Origin of the sequence: Shimwellia pseudoproteus, from assembly GCF_016415625.1 — a bacterium.
Lineage (GTDB): Bacteria > Pseudomonadota > Gammaproteobacteria > Enterobacterales > Enterobacteriaceae > Shimwellia > Shimwellia pseudoproteus.
In genome coordinates, this window is record NZ_WBXP01000001.1 from 176,536 (window position 1) to 199,983 (window position 23,448).

A 23,448-nucleotide genomic window follows, 5' to 3' on the forward strand; every position below is an offset into this window, starting at 1 on the left:
GTGGACCAGATGGTCAAATTTCACAGTCAGTTAACAGATAAACCCCGTTTAACTATCTATTTTATGAACCAGACAAGAAAATAATAATGAAAGGTAAAAAATAAAAAGGGCAACAAATTATTGCCCTGACAATCAAGTAGTTATGATTGTAATAACCACATCACGATGGGTATAACGTCGTTACAAATCACGTAAATTAAGCACATCACGCATATCAAAAAGACCACTTTGCTTTGATTTAACCCATAATGCCGCTCTTACGGCACCATTGGCAAAAGTCATCCGGCTGGATGCCTTATGGGTGATCTCGACCCGCTCGCCGATATCGGCAAACATCGCCGTGTGCTCTCCCACAATATCCCCGGCGCGTACGGTGGCAAAACCAATGGTTCCCGGTACCCGTTCCCCGGTATAGCCCTCCCGGCTATAGACCGCGCAACTGCTGAGATCTTTGTTTAATGCACCGGCAATCGCCTCCCCCATGGCCAGCGCAGTTCCTGATGGTGCGTCCACTTTGTGGCGGTGATGGGCCTCAATGATTTCGATATCGGTATAATCCCCCATCACCTGGGCGGCCTTTTCCAGCAATTTCAGCATCACGTTAACCCCAACGCTAAAGTTGGCGGCAAAGACCACGGCAATCTGTTCCGCCGCCTCGCGGATGGCCTGTTTTCCGGCATCATCAAATCCGGTGGTGCCAATAACCATGGCTTTATGGTGGTTAACACACCAGGATAAGTGGGTAAGGGTGCCTTCCGGGCGGGTAAAATCAATCAAGACATCGACATCATCCGCCACCGCATCCAGATCGCTGCTGACCCGCACACCACAGTGGCCTGCGCCAGCCAGTTCACCGGCATCACTCCCTACCAGCGTAGAGCCAGCACGCTCCAGGGCGGCCCCTAGCGCCACCCCATCCATGGCCAGTACGGCCTGAATTAACTGGCGCCCCATGCGCCCACCTGCCCCCGCGATAGCCACGCGAATCTGTCCGTCTTGCATATCTATTCTCTTTGGTTAACGTTGTGTAAATCGTTTTCAGAGTAGCCAGCCCGTTCCGCCAGAGCTACTCAAAAACACCAATAATTAGAATTTAATGATAGATACTGAAAAGTATCAGTAAAAGGCATAACGATCAGCGAAAAACGCAGCATCTGGCAAAGCGGGCGGGCTGGCGGCGTAGCCGGGCGCTACGGACAACGGGCGATGCGCGCAGATTATTCAACCTGATACTGGATGATCAACTGCCCCTTTTTAATTTTGACACCGCTAATGACCACGGGCGGAATATCACCCAGATTTGCCACATGGGTGCCGCCGCAGGGATACGCCGGCAACCCTGCAAACCCCACCAGCCGCAGGCCATCCCGAAATTCAACATACCGGGCCAGTTGCTGGCTCTGCCAGCATGCCAGTGTCTCTTCCAGCGCCGCCGGGTCCGGCACGCTGGCGGCGTCCCCGGGACTAAAGGTGATCCGTCCTTCACCGGGCCAGTGGTGCGCTTTTACCGGCAACCAGCCGTAGCGCTCACCGGCACAGCCAATTAAATGCCCTGCCGAATGCAGCCGGGCGCAGCTCGCACGCCGGGCCTTATCGATCCGCAGGGTGACCTCCCCGGTGGCGATGGGCCGGGCCACCTGGTGGATCACCGCTTCCCCCTGGGTGCTAACCCCGGTGACGGCAATACCGGCTATTTCCCCCCAATCGGCGGGCTGACCGCCCCCCTGAGGATGAAACAACGTACGATCGAGCACCACGGCATACTGGCCATCCTGAGTGGGCGTGCAGCGCAGCAGCTGGGCGGTGGTTTCGGTGGCATCACTGGTATAATAAAGTCGTTGCGTCATGGTTGTTCCCCTTTTGTTAACCACAGTATATTGCGGATAACCGCGGCGATAATCCGCCGGCCAGTCAATGCACTTTTGCCCGGAATGCACAAATGAATGCCAGCCTGTTACCCGACCTCGCCACCTTTGTGATTATTGTTGATCAAGGGAGTTTTTCCGCCGCGGCGCGCCTGACCGGTACCACACCATCCGCCCTGAGCCGTTGCGTGACGCGCCTTGAACGCACATTAGGCAGTAAATTGCTGCACCGATCCACCCGAAAGCTGGCCCTGAGTGACAGTGGCAAACGGGTTTACGGGCATGCTCAGGATATGCTGGAAGCGGCCCGCCAGGCCATGGACAGCGGCAGTAGTCAGCAAGCCGAACCGAAGGGATTGTTAACGCTCAGTGTGCCGAAGGCGGTGGGCCGCTTTGTGATTCACCCGCTGATGCCTGACTTCCTCGCCCGCTATCCGCTGGTGGATGTCTGCCTGCGTCTGGAAGATCGCTATATGGACCTGATTGACGATGGGGTCGATCTGGCGCTGCGCATCACCAATACACCGTCACCGGGGCTATACGGTAAAGCGCTGATGCCAGTGCGCCATGTCATTTGCGCGACCCCGGCATATTTGCAACAGCATGGCCTTCCCCGGCAGCCGACAGATTTACTCAAACACAGCTGTATCAGCCTGGGTGAAAGCCCCGCCGACGCACGCTGGAAATTTGTCCGCCAGGGCCATACGGAAACGATCCAGACCCGCGGACGCTATGCGGCTAACCACACCGGTGTACGGCTGGATGCGGTTATCCGCCATCTGGGGATAGGCAGCCTGCCGTTATTTACCGCCAAAGACGCCCTGCGCAAGGGGGAGATTGTTCAGGTGTTGCCGGAGTGGGAGTTTATCAGCCGCTATTCCGGCCAGCTGTGGCTATTATGGGGGCGCAATAAACATATGCCCGCCAGTATGCGGGTAGCTATCGACTATTTAACCGCCCGGATTAGCCAGCCGGGTGATTAGCCATAGCCCGATGATTTAGCTTACTATGTAACAATTCGCCCGACAGAAATAAGCGCAGGAACCGCAATGAAGGTCATACAAGGCTCAGTTTCAGAATCAATTACCCGGCATCTGGCGGGGCGCATCCTGCACGGCGAGCTGCCCCCGGGATTATCACTGCCCGGTGAGAATGAGCTCGCGGTTGACTATGCCGCCTCGCGCACATCGGTACGTAATGCCCTGCAAACCCTGGCCGCCAAGGGCCTGGTGACCATTCAGCCTAAAAAACGCAGCACTGTTGCCCCCCGGGAGCAATGGAACCTGCTGGATATTGACGTGCTGGGCTGGCTGTCCGACGGCCAGCTGGATGATGAGCTGGTGGAACAGTTAATGGTCACCCGGCTGGTTTTTGAGCCCAATATCGCCACCCTCGCCGCCCTGCACGCCAGTGCCCAGGACCTGGTGGCAATGGAACAAGGGCTGCTTTTAATGCGCGCCGGGCAGGAAAATCAGCACCGCCAGCAGTTCGAAGCCGGTGATATTGCCTTCCACCACGCGTTGCTACAGGCGACCCACAACCCCTTCCTGGTCTCACTGGGCAATGCGCTCTCCGTCGCCATGACCCTGTCTTTTCGCCGCACCACTGAGCAGGACCTCAGCCAGACCAAAACCGCTGTGGACTATCACTATCACCTGTTCGAAGCGGTGCGTTTTCAGCAGCCGGAGCAGGCCCGCCAGCATATGCGCACCATTTTGCTGAATGCCGCTAAAAAGCATATCTGGCAGACACCACCGGCAATACTGCAGCACATTCTCTGATCCCCGACTGATCTATTTCGATCCCGCTCACAGACAGTGCGGTTTTTTTATTCTATTTTCTTGTAATACAAGATTGATTGTCTTATATTACTTAATGACATTCTTCCTCTGGGAACGTTGTCCCGGTGTTCACCGGTGTCCCCGGCAGATCGGCGGTCCAGGCAGGACTGGTTTACCGGCATCACGGGTATTACCCCGCCCGGAAAACGGAACTGAAACGGGACCAACGCCCCGCCGCTGTGATAAGGCTGAATGGCTCCCGAATGACCGATACCGGCTGCGCCCGTCGCCCGCTATTTTCAGGAGAACACTATGGAACGCTCATCCGGCACATCAGAGGATCAGGTTTACCGTAAGGTCACGCGCCGCCTGATCCCGTTTTTGATCATTTGCTACTTTTTTGCCTACCTTGACCGGGTCAATGTCGGCTTCGCCAAACTGTATATGCAGGACGCCCTTAGCTTCAGCGATACCGTATACGGGCTGGGCGCGGGGATCTTTTTCATCGGCTATTTTATTTTTGAGCTCCCCAGTAACTTACTGCTTCAGCGTTACGGGCCACGTTTCTGGATAGCCCGCATCATGGCCTCCTGGGCTATCCTGTCCGGCCTGATGATGTTCGTCACCACCCCCACCCAGTTTTATGTGCTGCGCTTTTTACTCGGCGTGGCGGAGGCCGGGTTCTTCCCGGGTATCGTCTTCTACCTGACGTTCTGGTTCCCTTCCTGGCGTGCCGCCCGCACCCTGGGGCTTTTTATTCTGGTCACCCCGCTCTCCACCATTGTGGGTAGCCCGCTTTCCGGCCTGATCCTGAAACTGTTTGATGGGGTGTGGCATCTGCATAATTGGCAGTGGCTGTTTCTGATCGAGGCGGTGCCTTCGCTATTGCTGGCCGGGGTGGTGCTGCGCTACCTGGATAACGACGTGCAGTCCGCCACCTGGCTGAGCCCGGCGGAGAAGCAGGTGATCCTCGGGGATCTGGCAAAAGATCAAGCCCGCCGCCATCAGGCCGCCGGTGGCAAGGCCAGTACCGGGGTCAGAGAGATGCTGGCCAATGGCTACGTCTGGCTGCTGGCAGTGGTATTTTTTAGCTTCAATATTGGCTACTACGGGATTAACTTCTGGCTGCCTTCGATTATCCGGGGTTCCGGCGTAACCGATGACCTGCTCATTGGCTTGCTGGCGGCATTACCTTATGTGTTCGGGGCACTGTTTATGGTGCTCAACAGCCGCCACTCCGATAGCACCAAAGAGCGGCGCTGGCATATCGCCATCCCCGCCGTCATCGGCTGTATCGGGCTGGCGCTCAGCGCCTGGAGCAGCGGCTCCACCTTCTGGATGATGGCCTGGATCTGCCTCGCCATGTCCGGCACCCTCGCGCTGATCCCCACCTATATCAGCCTCCCCGGCGCCATGCTCTCCGGCACGGCCGCCGCCGCCGGTATCGCCCTGGTGAACTCCGTGGGCAATCTGGCGGGGTTTTTGCTGCTCTGTGCGCCGTTGATCCTGATGCTACCCGCCAGGCTGGCAAATCCTGATCCCCAGAATGATCCCGACCAGCAGGCAGCGCCTCTGCCCACTGCTGATAACCAGATAACCGAATAAGAGGATGACCATGAGCGGATGCGGCGGCTGTACCCAATGCGGGCCCCATTTCAGCCCGGTGTTAACCGGTGATGACGGGGCCCTGAAGCGGGCATTATATAAATCCATGGGCCATACGGATGAGCAATTGCGCCGTCCGGTAATTGCGGTGGTCAACAGCTACACCAATGCCACCGCAGGCCATGTCAATCTCAACGATCTGACCGCCCAGGTGCTGGCCGGTATTGAGCAGGCCGGCGGGGTCGGCATGGTGTTTGGTACTATCGCCCCCTGCGACGGTATCGCCGAAGGGCACCTGGGAATGCGCTATATCCTTGCAGCCCGGGAAGTGATCACCGCCTCTGTGGAGGTGATGATGCGCGCCCACCGCTTTGACGGCATGGTCTTGCTGGGCTCCTGTGACAAAATCGTCCCCGGCATGCTGATGGCCGCCGCCCGGCTGGACGTCCCCGCCATTATGGTGAATGGCGGGCCCATGTACCCGGCGAGCTACCGTGGAAAGCACTGGGACGGCAATATTGTTACCGAGGCCATCGGCTGGAAGGCCCGGGGAGAGATCACCGCCGACGAGTTCGCGCATATTGAAAATATCGCCGAGCCCGGCCCCGGCTCCTGCACCATGTACGGCACCGCTAATACCATGTGCTGCCTGGCCGAAGTACTGGGCATGAGCCTGCCCGGCAGCAGCATGTTGCCGGCGGTCTCTCCCCAACGCCTGCAGGCAGCACTGGAGAGCGGCAAACAAGCGGTGCAGCTAGTGAATCAGGGGCTCAATGCCCGCCAAATCATCACCCCAGCGGCGATTCACAACGCCATGGTATTCTTGCTGGCGACGGGCGGCTCCACCAACGCTATTCTGCACCTGCAGGCTATCCATTATGAAGCCGAACTGGGCCATTTGCCGCTCTCGGCGTTCGATGCTCTCAGCCACCAGGTCCCGCTGGTGGCGGCACTCTACCCGGCATCAGAACATGACATGATCGATTTCTGGGAAGCCGGTGGCGTGCCCGCCGTTGAACATGAAATTCAGGCCCTGATGCACCAGGATGCGCTTACCGTCAGCGGTAAAACCAAACGCGAACTGCTGGCCGCCGGTGCCCCCTCCCCCCGACCAGAAGTGATCCACACTCTCCACGCCCCGGTACGTAATGAAGCCGGTGTCGCGGTACTGCACGGCAACCTCGCCCCCCTGGGCGCGATTGTTAAACCCGCAGCCGTCCCGGAACCGCTGCTGTGCTTTACCGGGCCGGCAGTGGTGTTTAACAGCGAGCAAGACGCCATTGACGCCATTATGTCCGGCACCATCTCCCCGGGTAGCGTGCTGGTGCTGCGCTATGAAGGCCCCGCCGGAGGCCCCGGTATGCCAGAGATGTATAAGCCGATGAAGTCCCTGGAAGGGATGGGCCTCTCAGACAGTTGCGCGCTGATCACCGATGGCCGTTTCTCCGGCTCAAACCGCGGACTGTTTGTTGGCCATATCTCGCCAGAGGCGGTCGAAGGCGGCGCCCTCGGGCTGGTAGAGGAAGGCGACCCGATAACCATTGATATTCCGGCCAGAACACTGACGCTGCAAGTCAGCGACGACGAGCTGGCGCAGCGCCGGCGCCGCTGGCAGCCAGTACACAAACAGGTCCCGCGCGGTTTTTTACAACTCTACCGCCGCTGGGCCTTACCCGCCGCACAGGGCGCGGTATTAACCGCAGAGGAGCCACCCAGTGAACCAACATAATAATGCCCGGCCGATCACCGGGGTGAACCCGATTGTTGCCCTGCCATTTACCCCACAGGGCGATATCGACCTGCCCAGTATGGTACATCTGCTGGAGCACCTGGCGGGCACCGGTATCCAGGGGACGACGCTGTTTGGCATCGCCAGCGAGTTCCCCAAACTCAACGACGCTGAACGCACCCGGTTGGCGCAGCTGTTTATCAGCACCCTGGCCGGATCGTCACTGTATCGGGTACTGTCGGTTACCGATCACTGTACCGAGCAGGCGGTACAGCGCGCCCGGCAATATGCCCGGCTTGGGGCCGATGCGCTGATGCTGTTACCGCCTTTCTTTTTACGCCCGACACCGGAGGCTATCGACGCGCATATTGCGGCGGTGCTTGAGGCGGTCGAGATCCCGGTGCTGGTCCAGTATGCCCCGGGGGAAACCGGCATCGCCCTGCCGGTAGAGCAGCTGGCCGCGGTGGCCGGGCGCTATCCCCACGCGGTATTTAAAATTGAGAGCACCTCGCCGGTGGAGTACACCCGGGCGTTTCTTGCCCAGGCGCCGGGGGCGACGGTGATGAATGGCTACGCCGGGATTTTTATGCCGGATATGCTGGACGCCGGGGGAAAAGGCGTGATGCCCGGCTGTTCCTTCAGTGAAGTGTATGTCGCGATTTACCGGCTCTGGCAGGATAATGCCTGCCATGCGGCCCGGGCGCTACATCAGCGGCTGCTGCCGTTTATCCGCCCGTGGATGAGCCACTGTGAATATATTATCCAGGTGGAGAAAAGTATCCTGCACCGCCGCGGGATCATCGCCAGTGACTACTGCCGCCGCCCTGGCTGGCCGTTAACCCCCGCCGATCACCAGCAGATTGACCAGTTAATCGAGGCATTCACGCTATAAAGTAGCCTGGCAAATTCACCATAAAAAAGGGGCCGGTCACTGGCCCCTTTTTTATGGTGTTCCGGTATCAGTCGATTTGCTGCACGTCGAGGCGTAACTCTTTCGGTACTTCGAAGACGATATTCTCTTCCCGGCCCTCCAGCGAAATCGCGTCCCCGCCGCCCAGTTGCTGTAACCGGCTAATCACGTTTTGCACCAGAATATCCGGCGCGGATGCCCCGGCAGTCACCCCAACGCAATCAGCGCCGGCGACCCATTCTTCCTGAATATCGCTGGCGTCATCAATCAGGTAGGCGGTTTTCCCCTGACGGCGGGCCAGTTCAGCCAGCCGGTTAGAGTTAGAGGAGTTCTTCGACCCCACCACCAGCACGACATCGGCCTGGGCGGCCAGGCTGCGCACTGCTTCCTGGCGGTTGGTCGTGGCGTAGCAGATATCGTCTTTACGCGGCCCAATGATTTTCGGGAAGTGCTGGCGCAGGGCGTCAATCACCTCTGAAGTATCATCCACCGACAGGGTGGTCTGGGTCATAAACGAAAGCCGGGTCGGATCTTTTACCGTCAGTGTCAGGACATCATCCGGGGACTCCACCAGATACATGCCCCCTTCCGGGTTACTGTACTGGCCCATGGTGCCTTCGACTTCCGGATGGCCCGCATGGCCTATCAGGATAGCTTCTTCACCACGGCGGCTGGCGCGCGCCACCTCCATATGCACTTTAGTCACCAGCGGGCAGGTGGCATCGAACACCGTCAGATCGCGGCTTTTCGCCTCATTACGGACCGCCTGGGATACCCCGTGGGCAGAGAAGATCAGAATGGTGCCGTCCGGTACCTCACTGATTTCTTCAATGAAAATCGCCCCACGCTGGCGCAGGCTATCCACCACATAGCGGTTGTGTACCACTTCATGGCGGACATAAATTGGCGCGCCGAACAGCGTCAGCGCGTTTTCAACAATGCTGATAGCGCGGTCAACCCCGGCGCAGAAACCGCGCGGGTTAGCCAACAGGATCTGCATGTGGAGCCTCCAGCACCGGATCAACCTCCAGCACTTCTACGTCAAAATGCACTGTCTGCCCGGCCAGCAGGTGGTTGAAGTCTACCGTGATTGAGTCACCGTTAACTTCCCGCACTACGCCGGGCATCTCGCTGCCGTCCATTGCCGTAAATAACATGATAGCCCCAATTTCAGGCTCCCCGGCGTCGATAAAATCGCGCCGGGAGAAATACTGAATCAGGTCAGGGCTGACTACCCCGAAAGCGGACTCCGGCGGCAGGGAGAAGCGGGTCTTATCCCCGGCTTTCAGCCCCAGCAGGTGCTGCTCCAGCCCTTCAGACAAGCTGGTGTCCCCAAGGCGGAACAACGCCGGTTTGCCGTTTTCGCGGGTCGACTCAGCGGTGGAGCCGTCGTCGAGTTTCAGCGTGAAATGCACCAGCACCGCGCTGTTGCTCTGTACAGACTCAGCCATTGGTCACCTTTTTATCGTCTTTATCGCCAGGTTTGCTGGAAGAGACAAAAAAGCCCTCCAGCACAATCAGCGCGGCACCGATACAGATCCCCGTATCGGCAATGTTGAACGTCGGGAAGTGCCAGTCACCGACATAAAAGTCGATCATATCCACCACAAAACCGTGCACCATACGATCGAACAAGTTGCCCAGTGCCCCGCCAATGATCAGCGCGTAAGCAATATTGTTGATCTTCTGGCTGGCTTTAGTGCGGTAAAGCAGCACCAGCAGCACCAGAGCAATGCCGATAGCAATACCGGCAAAGAACCAGCGCTGCCAGCCATCCTGCCCGGCGAGGAAGCTAAACGCCGCCCCCGGGTTATGGGCATAATGCAGGTTGAAAAACGGGATCAGCGGCCGGGTTTCATACAGCACAAAATTATCCATAATCCACTGTTTGAAACCCAGATCCACTACCAGCACCAGGAGCGCCAGCCACAGCCAGCGCAGACCCGTTGAAAGAATCGGTTTACTCATCAGGCAAACTTACGTTTTTCGCCGTCACCGGCTACGTTGCTAACACAGCGACCACAGATATCTGGGTGCTCCGCGACCTTGCCAATATCGGTGGTGAAGTGCCAGCAGCGCGGGCATTTCTCACCTTCAGCTTTCTGCAAGGCAATTTTCAACCCTTTGAGCAGTTCACTCTGCTGGGCTTGTTCCGGGGCGTCGGCATAATCGGCAACCTGAGCCCCGGAGGTCAACAGAACAAATCGCAGCTCGTCATCAAGGCTCAGCAGCTTCGCTTTCAGGTCCGGCTCGGCATACAGCGTGACGGCGGCACCCAGGGAGCCCCCTACCAGCTTGTCGGCGCGGGCCTGTTCAATCACCTTGTTCACTTCACCACGCACTTCGAGCAAGGTTTCCCAGAACGCGTCGTTCATCGCTTCGCTGTCGGCCAGGCCAAACAGGCCCTCATACCATTCACCGGTGAAGACATATTTCTCGCGGTTGCCCGGCAGGTAACCCCAGACTTCATCGGCGGTGAAAGACATGATCGGCGCCATCCAGCGCACCAGCGCTTCGGCAATGTGGTACAGCGCGGTCTGGCAGCTGCGGCGCGCCACGCTGTCCGCTTTAGCGGTGTACTGGCGATCCTTGATGATATCCAGATAGAACGATCCCATTTCGACGGAGCAGAAGCGCATCAGGCGCTGTACCACTTCGTGGAAATCGTAGCTTTCATAGGATTTGATAATGTCCGCCTGGGCTTCGAGGGCGCAGCCTACTGCCCAGCGATCCAGCACCACCATCTCTTCCGGTTTCACCATGTCTTTCACCGGATCAAACCCGTTCAGGTTGGCCAGCAGGAAACGCGCGGTGTTACGGATACGGCGATATGCATCGGCGGAGCGTTTGAGGATCTCGTCAGACACGGCCATTTCGCCGGTGTAATCGGTAGACGCCACCCACAGGCGCAGAATATCCGCGCCCAGTTTGTTCATCACATCCTGCGGGCTAACGGTGTTACCGATAGATTTGGACATTTTACGGCCCTGGCCATCAACGGTGAAACCGTGGGTCAGCACCTGGCGGTACGGGGCTTTGCCTTTCATGGCAACGCTGATCATCAGGGAGGACATAAACCAGCCGCGGTGCTGGTCAGAACCTTCCAGGTACATATCCGCCGAGTGGCCGTTAAATTCCGGACGCGCATCCACCACAGAGTAGCTGGTAGATCCAGAGTCAAACCATACGTCCAGGGTATCCGGCACTTTCACCCAGTTGTCGGCGTCATCACCCAGAATGTCCCGCTGATCCAGATCCCACCAGGCCTGAATACCGTCTTTCTCAACCCGTTTAGCGACTTCTTCCATCAGCTCAACGGTGCGCGGGTGCAGCTCTTCGGTGTCTTTATGCACGAACAGCGACATCGGCACGCCCCAGGTACGCTGGCGGGAGATACACCAGTCCGGGCGGTTAGCCACCATGTTTTCAATGCGCGCTTTACCCCATGCCGGGATCCACCCGCTAAGATTATCTTTCGCCAGCCCTTCTTGCTCGATGCGGTCAATCTCTTTTAGCGAGTTAATCCGCAGGCCTTTCTGGTCCATACTCACGAACCACTGCGGGGTGGCGCGGAAGATAATCGGCGTTTTGTGGCGCCAGCAGCACGGGTAGCTGTGCTGCATTTTTTCAACGTGCAGCAGTGCGCCCTTCTCGCGCAGCAGTTCAACGATCAGATCGTTGGCTTTAAAGACATTAAGCCCATCCAGCGTCGGATAGGTGCCCGGCAGGTAAGTGCCGTCTGGCCCTACCGGATTAGCGATTTCGAGGCCGTATTTCAGGCTGATGGTGTAGTCATCCGGGCCGTGACCACCGGCGGTATGCACCGCACCGGTCCCTGCATCCAGGGTGACATGCTCGCCCAGAATGGCCGGGACATCGAAGCCCATAAACGGGTGCGTAAAGCGCAACAGCTCCAGCTGAGCACCTTTTACGGTGCCGAGGATCTGGCCGGACAGCCCGGTGCGTTTCATCACGCTGTCCACCAAATCGCTGGCGAGGATCAGCGCCTGGCCGTCAACCTGCACCAGGGCGTAGTCGATATCCGCATGCAGCGAGATAGCGCGGTTAGCCGGTAAGGTCCACGGGGTGGTGGTCCAGATAACCATCGCGATCGGGCCGTTAACGTTGTCCACCCCAAAGGCGGTTTTCACCGCGGCCTGGTCTACGGCACGGAACGCCACGTCAATAGAAGGGGAGACTTTGTCATAGTATTCCACTTCGGCTTCGGCCAGCGCAGAGCGGCAGTCGATACACCAGTGCACCGGCTTCGCCCCTTTGTGCAGGTGGCCGTTGGCAATGATTTTGCTCAGTGCGCGGATGATGTTGGCTTCGGTATCGAAGTCCATGGTCAGATACGGGTGCTGCCAGTCACCCAGCACGCCCAGACGGATAAAGTCCTGGCGCTGGCCGTCAACCTGAGCGGCGGCATATTCCCGGCACTTGGCGCGAAATTCTGCGGCGGTAAATTTTTCCCCCGGCTTGCCGTATTGTTGTTCAACTTTCAGCTCGATAGGCAGGCCGTGGCAGTCCCACCCCGGGATATACGGTGAGTCGTATCCGGACAGGGTTTTAGACTTAATAATAATATCTTTCAGAATCTTGTTAACTGAGTGACCAATATGAATGCTGCCGTTCGCATAAGGAGGGCCATCATGCAGAATGAAGGATTTTTTACCCTTCTTGGCGTTACGAATGATTTGGTACAGGCCGTCGTCATTCCAGCGCGCCAGCATATCCGGTTCGCGCTTGGCGAGATCGCCGCGCATCGGGAACCCTGTTTCCGGCAAATTCAGGGTAGATTTATAGTCACTCATCAGATTCTCGGTTCCGTATTTCGGTGTTAATTAATAGCTCTGGCAGTCGTTAGCCGGGGGCTGCAGCCCAAAAAAATCCCGGGCTGTTTCCACATCTCTGGCGATTTGCGCTTTCAGCTCATCCAGGGAAGCAAACCGCTGCTCGTTGCGAATTTTTTTCCGCAATATCACATCAATATGCTGCCCGTAGAGGTCCATTACCACATCCAGTAAGTGAACCTCCAGTTGCTGGCGCATACCGGACACCGTTGGTCGGGTACCGATATTGGCCACGCCGGGGATCGCCTGACCCCAGGGACCGATAACTTCAACCGCAAATACCCCTTTTACCGGGGAGACCTGGCGCCGCAGCGGCAGATTTGCAGTGGGAAAGCCGATAGTACGGCCTAACTCGTCGCCGTGTACTACGCGGCCAGAAATTGTAAACGGATGCCCCAACAGACGTTCTGCCTGCTCAAGATCATCCTGTTGTAGCGCCTGGCGAACGGCCGTGCTGCTAATACGCATTCCGCTGTGGCAAAATGTCTGGGTACTGGCGACCTGGAAGCCATATTCCACTCCCGCCTTCTGTAATAACAAGAAATCCCCCTGACGACCAGCGCCAAATCGGAAATCATCGCCAATGGCCAGAAATTGTACCCCCAGGGTTTTCACCAGCAGGTCGCTGACGAAGCTTTGCGCCGTCAGTGCAGCAAAGCGGCGATCAAAATGCACACAGAGCACATAATCCACACCGCATTCCGCCAGATAGCGGAGCTTTTCCCGTAACCGGCTCAACCGTGCGGGGGCTTTCTCTGCCGCAAACAATTCGAGCGGTTGGGGCTCAAAAATCATGACCATTACCGGCAACCCACGGGCATCGCCTTGCGCGCGCAGGGCTTTTAGCAAAGCCTGGTGCCCGCGGTGGACGCCGTCAAAGTTACCAATGGTCAGTACACAGCCGTGGTGGGCCGGACAAAGATTATGTATGCCGCGTATCAGCTTCATGACTGGCTCAAAACAGTGGAAATCGGCGGATTATACCTTGTACAGCGGTTAAGGTTAACCCGGTAATCACCGCAATCACACAAAGCAGCGAGTGATTTCATCATCATGGCGCATTTCAGTAGAATTATCTGGTCCGAGATGCGCTTTTTTGTCGCATCAGGGCTGTATTAGCGGCGAGCAAGCTGGTAGAATCTTGCGCCATCACTACGTAACTGGTGCCGATTTTTTAACGGCGCTTATTTGCACAAATCCATTGACAAAAGAAGGCTAAACGGGCATATTCCTCGGCCTTTGAATGTCCATATAGATTATTTGGGAGTTGGACCTTGGCTAATATCAAATCAGCTAAGAAACGCGCCGTACAGTCTGAAAAGCGCCGCAAGCACAACGCTAGCCGTCGCTCCATGATGCGTACTTTTATCAAGAAAGTATACGCGGCGATTGAAGCAGGCGACAAAGTTGCTGCTCAGAATGCATTTAACGAAATGCAACCAATTGTGGATCGTCAGGCCAGCAACGGTCTGATCCACAAAAACAAAGCTGCGCGTCATAAAGCAAACCTGACTGCTCAGATCAACAAACTGGCTTAATCGCCTGTTCGTTGTGCTTTGATAAAAAAACCCGCTCAGGCGGGTTTTTTTATGTCTGGCGTTCGCTCATCACCACACCGCCACGCGCCATCCGCGCGCGCCGTGTGGGCAATACTCAGTTATCCTGCTCCGCGCTGCCTGGTGCAAACAACGCCCGGTAATCCCGGTTACAAATCCGCTGCACCGCCGGGTGCTGAATCATCCGCTCAGCAAAAATCGCGTGGTACTCTTCCATTACATTATCCACCCGCCCGATTTCCACCATGCTGTCGTCATCGTAAAAATCGTTATGGTATAGGGTCGGCGCGACAAAAATCGCATTATGGGCCGTCCCGAAGGCTTTCATCAGCGCCGCGTCATCAAACTCGCCGAGGATCTGCACGTTCAGCCCCTGGGAGTTAATCCAGTTGAGCAATTTACGGCCCAGCATTGAACGGCGGCCGGGGATCAGCAAGCGCCGCTCCTCCAGGCAGGCCGGGAAGGGTTTTTCCGGCGCCGGAGTACGGCTCCAGAAACTGACGCTACACTCGCCAATCTTCACGGAAAACAGCCCTTCCTGCTGGGTGGAATCAATGGCGCAGTCGGAAATAATCATATCCAGCTTGTGCTGGCTTAGCTGCTCCAGCAGCAGCTCATGGGTAGACTCAAAACAGCGTAAGTGGATTTGCTCATCGTCGGTTACCGCGCCGTCCAGCACCCGGCTGACCAGGTGCTTGGACAGTGCATCTGCCACGCCAACATCAAAAATCAGGTGGGACTCTTTGCGGTAGTTAACGATATCCAGCATCTCCTGGCTGAGGGTAAACATCCGGTCCGCATAGCGGTATACCAGTTGCCCCAGCTCCGAAGGCTCCAGCCCCCTGCCCTTGCGTTTAAACAGTTTGCCCTGTAAGCGAGCTTCCAGAGCCTTAATCTGGCCGGTAATGGTTTGTGGGGTCAGATACAGCGCCTCTGCGGCACCGACCACAGACCCTTCCCGGCACACGTGCCAAAAGTAATAAAGATGATTGTAATTAATATGCGACATCGACATGGCTCCCTGCTATGTACGTTCAGCGCGTGATAAACGGCACTTGAGCAAACTGTATCCGGCCACGGCGGCCAATAACGACCCCACCAGAATCCCCAGCTTCGCCTGGGTCAACAAGTGCGGGTCCACGCTGGCAAAGGCCAGGGTGGAGATAAAAATCGACATGGTAAAACCAATACCGCACAGCACCCCCACGGCAACAATATCGCTAAACCGGGCGCCATGAGGCAGTGATGCCCATTTGAGTTTAATCGCCAGCCAGCAGAACAGGCTGATCCCTAATGGCTTACCGAGCAACAAGCCGCCGATGATACCGGCAGGCAGAATTGACCCCAGCTCACCAAAGGATACCCCCTGCAACGATACACCGGCATTGGCAAAGGCAAACAGCGGCAGAATGACAAAGGCCACCCACGGATGCAGCACATGTTCCAGGGCTGCGGACGGCGAATGGCCGTTTTTCTTTTTCAACGGAATAAAGAACCCGATAATCACCCCGGCCAGCGTGGCGTGAACCCCGGACTTCAGCACAGCCACCCACAATACCAGCCCAACCAGCAGATAGACGTCGACCCGCCGCACATTAAAGAGATTGAGCACTGCCAGCGCCACTATCGCAACTGCCGCTACCGCTAACGACAACGCCGATAACTCGTGGGTATAGAACAGCGCGATGATAACAATCGCCCCGAGGTCATCAATGATCGCCAGCGCCATCAAAAATACTTTCAGGCTCAGGGGGACCCGGCTCCCCAGCAACGCCAGAACCCCGAGGGCAAACGCGATATCCGTGGCTGCCGGAATCGCCCAGCCGCTGCGGGTTATCGGATCGGCCGCGTTAAATGCCAGATAAATCAGCGCCGGCACCAGCATACCGCCAATGGCAGCCAGCACCGGGAAAATGGCCTGCCGACGACTGGCCAGGGAACCAAACATCATTTCCCGTTTAATTTCGAGGCCAATCAACAAGAAGAAAATCGCCATTAAGGCGTCATTGACCCAATGTAACAGGTTTTTATTAATTTCCAGCGCCCCAAACTGCATAACGACCGGAATATCCAAAAACGCCTGATCCCCCCGGGCGGTCCACGGGAGATTGGCCATCAGCATGGCCAGTACCGCGGCAATAATTAGTACGATGCCAGAAGAAATATCACTTTTAAAAAACCGAGCCAGGCATTTTATCATTATCTACATCCACCTCATTTACTTCGGATTTTTCGATAATAGACCAATAACTAACTCGACAAAATCAGCTTATTTAGCGTAATGAGATCGTAAAAACCGAAATATAACCACAGCGCTGCGTTAATGGTTATCGCAGCACAACCTCAATAGTTGTGAATCAACGCAAGCTCTATGGTTTATTATATTTAGGCGATAAATTTCTAATGGATTGATAGTTAATATTTTTTAGTGAAACAAATCGCTAATAATCGCCCAAATTAGAGGAATAAGTATCCACACTATCAATCGGTGTTATTTTTCCGAATGGTACACGTCCGGGATCTGAACCAACAGCCCCAGGCGTTAACCTGGCCGGAATGAAAAATAAAAAGGCCCGGAACAGATGTCCGGGCCGGGAGCGCGATATGATACCAGCGGATTAGCGGGTCAAATCGTCAAAGAACTTTTTAACCCCGTCGAAGAAGCTCTTAGAGCGCGGGCTGTTGTTTTCGCCGGTGGGGCCGCCGAAACTGTCTTGCAACTCTTGCAGCAGTTTTTTCTGCTTCTCATTCAGGCTGACCGGGGTTTCAACCACCACGCGGCACAGCAGGTCACCCTGAGCGCCACCGCGGACAGATTTAACCCCTTTGCCGCGCATGCGGAACAGTTTACCGGTCTGGGTTTCAGACGGCACTTTCAGGTTCACACGGCCATCCAGGGTCGGCACTTCAATTTCACCACCCAGAGCTGCCATGGTGAAGTTAATCGGCACTTCGCAGTACAGGTTATTACCTTCGCGCTCAAAAATCGGGTGCTGTTTTACCTGAACCTGAACGTACAAATCGCCAGACGGCGCACCCTGCTCGCCCGCTTCGCCCTCACCGGACAGACGGATACGGTCACCGGTGTCGACCCCGGCAGGGATTTTCACTGACAGGGTTTTGTTTTTCTCAACCCGGCCATGTCCATGACATTTGTTGCACGGATCTTTGATGATAGTACCGCGGCCCTGGCAGTGCGGACACGCCTGCTGCACGGTAAAGAAACCCTGACGCATCTGTACCTGGCCCGCCCCGTGACAGGTCGGGCAGGTCTGCGGTTTGGAGCCAGCCTTCGCGCCGCTACCGTGGCAAACATCGCACTCTTCCAGGGTCGGAATACGAATTTCTTTGGTCACCCCGCGGACAGCCTCTTCGAGGGTTAACTCCATGTTGTAGCGCAGGTCTGCACCACGGGCTGCGCGCTGGCGGCGTCCGCCACCGAAAATATCACCAAAGACATCACCGAAGATATCGCCAAAATCAGCGCCGCCGCCAAAACCACCGCCGAAGCCGCCGCCGCCCATACCACCCTGTTCAAAGGCGGCGTGGCCGTACTGATCATAAGCGGCGCGTTTCTGATCATCAGTCAGAATTTCGTAGGCTTCTTTTACTTCTTTAAATTTGGTTTCGGCGTCTTTATCTCCCTGGTTACGGTCCGGGTGATATTTCATTGCCAGGCGCTTATAGGCCTTTTTAATCTCACGCTCTTCTGCGGTTTTGGAAACGCCTAAAACCTCGTAGTAGTCTCTCTTCGCCATCTCTTTTATCTGCCCTTTAGAGCCTGGTGCCAGGCATAGTTGTTGCTGCCAGTATTACCCGGAATGTCCGTACCGATATTGCTAACGATATGTTTCTGGAGGGAATTTCATACCGGGGCACACGCTGACAATTCAAAAGCCTGTATCCGGCTCCACATACGTGCACGGGCGTGGAGGAAGATCCTCTACGCCCGTGCCAGTTATCTACCCCGCATCAGGGCGATTATTTTTTATCTTTAACTTCTTCGAACTCAGCATCGACAACATCGTCATCTTTCGCCGTGTTCGCCTGTTCAGCAGAGCCACCGGCCTGCTGCTGAGCATGCTGCTGCTGAGCGATTTCCATCAGTTTCTGAGAAACTTCGGCCAGCGCCTGGATTTTCGCATCGATGTCGGCTTTATCTTCGCCTTTCAGCGAGGTTTCCAGCGCACTCAGTGCAGACTCGATAGCCGTTTTGTCGTCAGCCGGCAGTTTATCGCCAGCTTCTTCAACTTGCTTACGGGTGCTGTGCAGCAGGTGGTCGCCCTGGTTACGGGTCTGAACCAGCTCTTCGAATTTACGGTCAGACTCAGCGTTAGCTTCGGCGTCACGAACCATTTTTTCGATTTCTTTCTCATCCAGGCCGGAAGAGGCTTTGATGGTGATCTGCTGTTCTTTGCCGCTGTTTTTATCTTTCGCGGAAACATGCAGGATACCATCGGCATCGATATCGAAGGTCACTTCGATCTGCGGCATGCCGCGCGGTGCCGGGTTAATCCCATCCAGGTTAAACTGACCCAGAGATTTGTTATCAGAAGCGCGTTTACGTTCACCCTGCAGCACGTGGATGGTTACCGCATTCTGGTTATCTTCTGCGGTAGAGAACACCTGGCTGTGCTTGGTCGGGATAGTGGTGTTCTTGTTGATAAGCGCCGTCATTACGCCGCCCATGGTTTCGATACCCAGAGACAGCGGGGTAACGTCCAGCAGCAGAACGTCTTTAACTTCACCGGTCAGTACACCACCCTGAACCGCAGCACCGATGGCCACAGCTTCATCCGGGTTCACGTCTTTACGCGGTTCTTTACCAAAGAATTCAGCCACTTTCTTCTGAACCATTGGCATACGGGTCTGACCACCCACCAGGATAACGTCGTTCACGTCAGAAACAGACAGACCGGCATCCTGCAGGGCAACTTTCAGCGGCTCGATAGAACGGTTAACCAGGTCTTCCACCAGGCTTTCCAGTTTGGCGCGAGTCACTTTAATGTTCATGTGTTTCGGACCGGTGGCATCTGCAGTGATGTACGGCAGGTTCACGTCGGTCTGTTGTGCAGAAGACAGCTCGATCTTGGCTTTTTCAGCGGCTTCTTTCAGACGCTGCATCGCCAGCGGGTCATTACGCAGGTCGATACCCTGATCTTTCTTGAATTCTTCTACCAGGTAGTTAATCAGGCGGCTGTCGAAGTCTTCACCACCCAGGTGGGTATCACCGTTGGTTGCCAGTACTTCAAAGGTTTTTTCGCCGTCAACTTCGTCGATTTCGATAATAGAGATATCGAAAGTACCACCACCAAGGTCGTATACCGCGATAGTGCGGTTACCCACTTCTTTGTCCATACCGTAAGCCAGTGCGGCTGCGGTCGGTTCGTTGATGATACGTTTTACTTCCAGACCGGCGATACGGCCAGCATCTTTGGTTGCCTGACGCTGGGCATCGTTAAAGTAAGCCGGTACGGTGATAACCGCTTCAGTTACCGGTTCACCCAGGTAATCTTCCGCCGTTTTCTTCATTTTTTTCAGCACTTCAGCAGAGATCTGCGGCGGTGCCATTTTCTGACCTTTAACATCCAGCCACGCATCGCCGTTATCAGCCGCGATGATTTTGTACGGCATGATAGAGACGTCGCGCTGTACTTCTTCATCCTGGAAGCGACGGCCAATCAGGCGTTTAATCGCAAACAGGGTGTTCTGCGGGTTTGTCACGGCCTGACGTTTAGCCGGCTGACCAACCAGAATTTCGCCATCCTGAGTATATGCAATGATAGAAGGCGTGGTGCGGTCGCCCTCGGCGTTCTCCAGCACGCGTGCTGTAGTGCCATCCATGATCGCTACACAAGAGTTGGTTGTGCCCAGGTCGATACCAATAATTTTACCCATCTAAACGTCTCCACTAAAAATTTGTCACTGTTGTGATTATGAACCTGTAATAAGGGCGAAACCCGGTGGTTTCAAGCGCCCTGACATTGTTTTTTTCAGGTTCACTCACTGCGTTGACTAGAAGATGGGGTCACTGTGTCTCTCATCAAGGGGGAGAGCGTAAATTTTTTTCACCACAATACGGATCCATAATCTTCTGGCCCGCGCTATCCACGGCGTCGACTCCCGCTATCGTGCTTTTCTGTCCTCTATCAGCATGGCTGATGTTGCGCACACGCATCGAAAACCATCGCCATCCCACCGAAATACACATAACAACCACGTAACACCCATGGGGAATACCGCCGCGATTGATTGTCACCACCGGTACAAAACATCATGTTAACTTATAAAAAAAACGTAAAAATATGAGATTAAAGTCACATAAACGAGACCTTCAATCCATTTTCATTCTAGACACGTCACTTTTTGATGATTATTATCCATCGCCCACACAGCACAAGACTTCCGTGGAATTAATGTTAAATAATCATAACAATCACTTTTCTGAGGACATCATGGGTAATAATTCGTTGGCAAATCCTGCCCCCCTTGGCCTGCTGGGCTTTGGCATGACCACCATCTTGCTTAATCTGCATAATATTGGCTTATTTGAACTGGACGTGATTATCCTGGCGATGGGGATATTTTACGGCGGTATCGCTCAAATTCTTGCCGGACTGCTGGAATTTAAAAAGGGCAATACCTTTGGCCTGACCGCGTTCGCTTCTTACGGTTCATTCTGGCTGACCCTGGTCGCGATTCTGGTGATGCCGAAGATGGGGCTCTCCGCCGCCGCCAACAGCCACTTCCTCGGTGTCTTCCTGGCTATCTGGGGCGTATTCACGCTGTTTATGTACCTCGGTACCCTGAATGGCTCGAAACTGCTGCAGTTTGTCTTCCTGAGCCTGACCGCACTGTTCACACTGCTGGCCATTGGCCACCTGATGGACAGCAGCAAAATTATCAACCTCGGCGGCTGGATTGGCCTGATCTGCGGCGCAAGCGCCATCTATCTGGCGATGGGTGAAGTGCTTAACCACCACTATGGCCGCACCGTGATGCCCATTGGTGAAATGGGCTAATCATTCCCGACAGCAAAATAGCAACCACAAAAAAGCGGCGCCAGGCGCCGCTTTTTTTTAATTTCCACCGGGCATCTGCGCCACCTGGTTATCCTCATGGTAGCGGGGATTACGCAGGCTAATACCGACCCCCAGCCCCACAATGGCCAGGGCAAGCACATACCACGCCGGCCCCAGGGGAGAGATCCCGCTCAGCATGGTCACCACAATGGGGGTCATCCCGCCAAATAACGCATAAGACAGATTGTAAGAGAATGAAATCCCGGTAAAGCGCACCTCAGCAGGAAAGGCCCGCACCATCACATAAGGTACCGCCCCAACAATCCCTACCGCAAAACCCGCCAGACCATAGAGCCAGAACAGTAACCCGGGCGAGCCTGCCACCAGATGATAAAACGCACTGCTGGCCACCGCCAGTAGCAGACTACCGGCGATAAAGGTCGCCCCGGCGCCCATGCGATCAATCGCCAACCCGGCCAGCAGACAGCCAACGCACAGCATCAGCGTAGCAATGCAGTTGGCCTGCAACGTCAGCGCCGGGGCAAAACCATACTGTTTTTGCAGCCAGACCGGGGACATCAAAATCACCACCACGATACCGGCAGACAACAGCCAGGTGAGCAACATACTGATCACCACTGCCCGGCGGTGTTTCATCACTACCGTACGCACCGGTAATTCACGGGCCAGTACTTTACGGCGCTGCATTTCAAGAAATACCGGCGTTTCGTGCAGCCAGCGGCGTAAATACATTGCCACCAGCCCAAAGCCACCCCCCAGTACAAACGGGATACGCCATCCCCCTTCCGCCAGCGCCTGCGGGGACATACTGGTATTAAGCAACGTAGCCACCACCGAGCCCAGTAAGATCCCGAGAGTCAGCCCAGCAGTCAGCGTGCCGCAGGCCAGGCCAATACGCCCGACAGGGACATGCTCCGCCACAAACACCCAGGCGCCCGGCACCTCTCCGCCAATTGCCGCCCCCTGCAGAATGCGCATTAACAACAGCAGCACCGGCGCCAGTAGCCCTACCGTGGCGTACGTCGGCAACAGGCCAATGGCCAGGGTTGGCAACGCCATCAGCAAAATGCTGAGCGTAAACATTTTCTTACGTCCTGCCTTATCACCAAAGTGGGCCATGATAATGCCCCCCAGCGGCCTGGCGAGGTAACCGGCGGCGAAAATACCGAAGGTTTGTAACTGGCGCAGCCAGTCGGGAATATCCGCAGGGAAAAAGCGCTCGCCAATAACGGCGGCAAAGAAGACAAAAATGATGAAGTCATAAAACTCCAGCGCCCCGCCAAGAGCGGCCAGCGTCAGGGTTTTATAGTCCTGCCGGTTTAATGCGCGCGCGTGTTGTGTCATAGCAAACCCGTTGAAGAAGAGTGACAATCGCTGTGTGCCAGAATATATGTAACGTAAAAGTTACCACATCGTAAATAAACTAATACTACAGCGATTGCAAACGGGTTATGGCTTACTGGCCTGGATGGCGGAGCCAATCAGATCGTGGCGTCCCGGCGGGCACTTTTAGGGCGGAATGCCGCAACAACTGACGCGTGGGTTTCAATATACGGGCCGTCCAGCAACTGAATGCAGTAAGGCACACTGGCGAAGATACCGTGTACCACGGTGTTACCCTGTGCGTCTTTCACCCCTTCCAGGGTTTCCTGGATGGATTTCGGCTGGCCGGGAAGGTTAAGGATCAGCGCTTGTTTGCGGATAACCCCCGTCTGGCGGGATAAAATCGCCGTCGGCACAAAGTGCAGGCTTATCTGACGCATCTGTTCACCAAACCCGGGCATTTCGCGATCGGCTATCGCCAGCGTTGCATCCGGGGTAACGTCGCGCCGGGCCGGGCCGGTCCCGCCGGTGGTCAGTACCAGGTGGCACCCCATTTCATCGACCAGCTCACATAGCGCCTGCTCGATCAGCGGCTGCTCATCCGGGATCAGCCGGGATTCAATAACAAAAGGGGTGGCCAGCGCGCGGGTGAGCCAGTCTTCGAGGGCAGGAATGCCTTTATCCTGATAAACACCGCTTGAGGCGCGGTCAGACACAGAGACCAGACCGATGCGTAACATATTCATAGCTGTTCCAAAAAATCAGTGGTACACGGCCAGAATA

20 protein-coding genes are annotated in these 23,448 nt (G+C 55.8%); 7 read left to right on the forward strand and 13 right to left on the reverse strand.

The window, feature by feature from the left end:
- Positions 1-180 precede the first annotated feature (180 nt).
- Complete coding sequence (dapB, locus tag F9C28_RS00755) at positions 181-1,002, reverse strand: 4-hydroxy-tetrahydrodipicolinate reductase (protein ID WP_199013188.1); 822 nt, start codon at positions 1,000-1,002, stop codon at positions 181-183.
- Positions 1,003-1,217: 215 nt separating this feature from the next.
- The gene (locus F9C28_RS00760; protein WP_199013189.1) at positions 1,218-1,847 is read right to left on the reverse strand and encodes an alanyl-tRNA editing protein; all 630 of its coding nucleotides are present in this window, start codon (positions 1,845-1,847) and stop codon (positions 1,218-1,220) included.
- Between the two features lie 92 nt (positions 1,848-1,939).
- Between F9C28_RS00760 and F9C28_RS00765 the strand changes: the two genes are divergently transcribed.
- From F9C28_RS00765 to F9C28_RS00785, 5 genes are all read left to right on the forward strand, one after another.
- Positions 1,940-2,848 carry a LysR family transcriptional regulator gene (locus F9C28_RS00765; RefSeq protein ID WP_199013190.1) on the forward strand — a complete coding sequence of 303 codons (909 nt, stop codon included), beginning with the start codon at positions 1,940-1,942 and terminating at the stop codon, positions 2,846-2,848.
- 66 nt (positions 2,849-2,914) lie between these two features.
- Positions 2,915-3,646: a FadR/GntR family transcriptional regulator gene (locus tag F9C28_RS00770; protein ID WP_199013191.1), complete on the forward strand. Its 732-nt coding sequence runs from the start codon at positions 2,915-2,917 to the stop codon at positions 3,644-3,646.
- A gap of 312 nt (positions 3,647-3,958) precedes the next feature.
- Entirely contained in the window at positions 3,959-5,251 is a 1,293-nt protein-coding gene (locus tag F9C28_RS00775) for an MFS transporter (RefSeq protein WP_199013192.1), read from the forward strand.
- A 10-nt stretch (positions 5,252-5,261) separates the two neighbouring features.
- Positions 5,262-6,980 (forward strand): dihydroxy-acid dehydratase, encoded by a 1,719-nt coding sequence (ilvD, locus tag F9C28_RS00780; protein WP_199013280.1) that lies wholly within the window; start codon positions 5,262-5,264, stop codon positions 6,978-6,980.
- The gene (locus tag F9C28_RS00785) at positions 6,967-7,872 is read left to right on the forward strand and encodes a dihydrodipicolinate synthase family protein (protein WP_199013193.1); all 906 of its coding nucleotides are present in this window, start codon (positions 6,967-6,969) and stop codon (positions 7,870-7,872) included. The genes ilvD and F9C28_RS00785 overlap by 14 nt, the downstream gene beginning before the upstream one ends.
- Positions 7,873-7,939: 67 nt before the next feature.
- Here F9C28_RS00785 and ispH read toward each other — a convergent pair whose 3' ends face one another.
- Genes ispH through ribF form a run of 5 tightly spaced genes read right to left on the reverse strand, consistent with a single transcriptional unit; the run spans position 7,940 to position 13,691 of the window.
- The gene (ispH, locus tag F9C28_RS00790) at positions 7,940-8,890 is read right to left on the reverse strand and encodes a 4-hydroxy-3-methylbut-2-enyl diphosphate reductase (protein WP_199013194.1); all 951 of its coding nucleotides are present in this window, start codon (positions 8,888-8,890) and stop codon (positions 7,940-7,942) included.
- Entirely contained in the window at positions 8,871-9,341 is a 471-nt protein-coding gene (gene fkpB, locus F9C28_RS00795; RefSeq protein WP_199013195.1) for an FKBP-type peptidyl-prolyl cis-trans isomerase, read from the reverse strand. Before fkpB ends, ispH begins: the two co-directional genes overlap by 20 nt.
- Positions 9,334-9,858, reverse strand: coding sequence for a signal peptidase II (lspA, locus tag F9C28_RS00800; RefSeq protein WP_199013196.1), 525 nt, complete (start codon positions 9,856-9,858; stop codon positions 9,334-9,336). Before lspA ends, fkpB begins: the two co-directional genes overlap by 8 nt.
- Positions 9,858-12,704: an isoleucine--tRNA ligase gene (ileS, locus tag F9C28_RS00805; RefSeq protein ID WP_199013197.1), complete on the reverse strand. Its 2,847-nt coding sequence runs from the start codon at positions 12,702-12,704 to the stop codon at positions 9,858-9,860. Before ileS ends, lspA begins: the two co-directional genes overlap by 1 nt.
- 30 nt (positions 12,705-12,734) lie before the next feature.
- Positions 12,735-13,691: a bifunctional riboflavin kinase/FAD synthetase gene (gene ribF / locus F9C28_RS00810; RefSeq protein ID WP_199013198.1), complete on the reverse strand. Its 957-nt coding sequence runs from the start codon at positions 13,689-13,691 to the stop codon at positions 12,735-12,737.
- Positions 13,692-14,017: 326 nt separating this feature from the next.
- On the opposite strand from ribF, the gene rpsT reads away from it, so the two are divergent.
- Complete coding sequence (gene rpsT, locus F9C28_RS00815) at positions 14,018-14,281, forward strand: 30S ribosomal protein S20 (RefSeq protein WP_199013199.1); 264 nt, start codon at positions 14,018-14,020, stop codon at positions 14,279-14,281.
- Positions 14,282-14,396: 115 nt separating this feature from the next.
- Here rpsT and nhaR read toward each other — a convergent pair whose 3' ends face one another.
- The 4 genes from nhaR to dnaK all read right to left on the reverse strand — a co-directional run bounded on the left by nhaR (position 14,397) and on the right by dnaK (position 20,197).
- A complete protein-coding gene (nhaR, locus tag F9C28_RS00820) occupies positions 14,397-15,308 on the reverse strand; it encodes a transcriptional activator NhaR (protein WP_199013200.1) in 912 nt (303 codons plus the stop codon).
- Between the two features lie 15 nt (positions 15,309-15,323).
- Positions 15,324-16,496: a Na+/H+ antiporter NhaA gene (nhaA, locus tag F9C28_RS00825; RefSeq protein WP_199013281.1), complete on the reverse strand. Its 1,173-nt coding sequence runs from the start codon at positions 16,494-16,496 to the stop codon at positions 15,324-15,326.
- 421 nt (positions 16,497-16,917) lie between these two features.
- Positions 16,918-18,057, reverse strand: a complete 1,140-nt coding sequence (gene dnaJ, locus F9C28_RS00830; protein ID WP_199013201.1) for a molecular chaperone DnaJ — start codon at positions 18,055-18,057, stop codon at positions 16,918-16,920.
- A gap of 223 nt (positions 18,058-18,280) precedes the next feature.
- Entirely contained in the window at positions 18,281-20,197 is a 1,917-nt protein-coding gene (gene dnaK / locus F9C28_RS00835; protein WP_199013202.1) for a molecular chaperone DnaK, read from the reverse strand.
- A gap of 557 nt (positions 20,198-20,754) precedes the next feature.
- On the opposite strand from dnaK, the gene satP reads away from it, so the two are divergent.
- The gene (gene satP / locus F9C28_RS00840) at positions 20,755-21,321 is read left to right on the forward strand and encodes an acetate uptake transporter (protein WP_199013203.1); all 567 of its coding nucleotides are present in this window, start codon (positions 20,755-20,757) and stop codon (positions 21,319-21,321) included.
- A gap of 57 nt (positions 21,322-21,378) precedes the next feature.
- Here the strand turns inward: satP and F9C28_RS00845 are convergent, their stop codons facing one another.
- Together F9C28_RS00845 and mog are read right to left on the reverse strand one after the other, a co-directional pair.
- Complete coding sequence (locus F9C28_RS00845; protein WP_199013204.1) at positions 21,379-22,686, reverse strand: MFS transporter; 1,308 nt, start codon at positions 22,684-22,686, stop codon at positions 21,379-21,381.
- Between the two features lie 137 nt (positions 22,687-22,823).
- Positions 22,824-23,411: a molybdopterin adenylyltransferase gene (mog, locus tag F9C28_RS00850; RefSeq protein WP_199013205.1), complete on the reverse strand. Its 588-nt coding sequence runs from the start codon at positions 23,409-23,411 to the stop codon at positions 22,824-22,826.
- Positions 23,412-23,448: the final 37 nt, after the last annotated feature.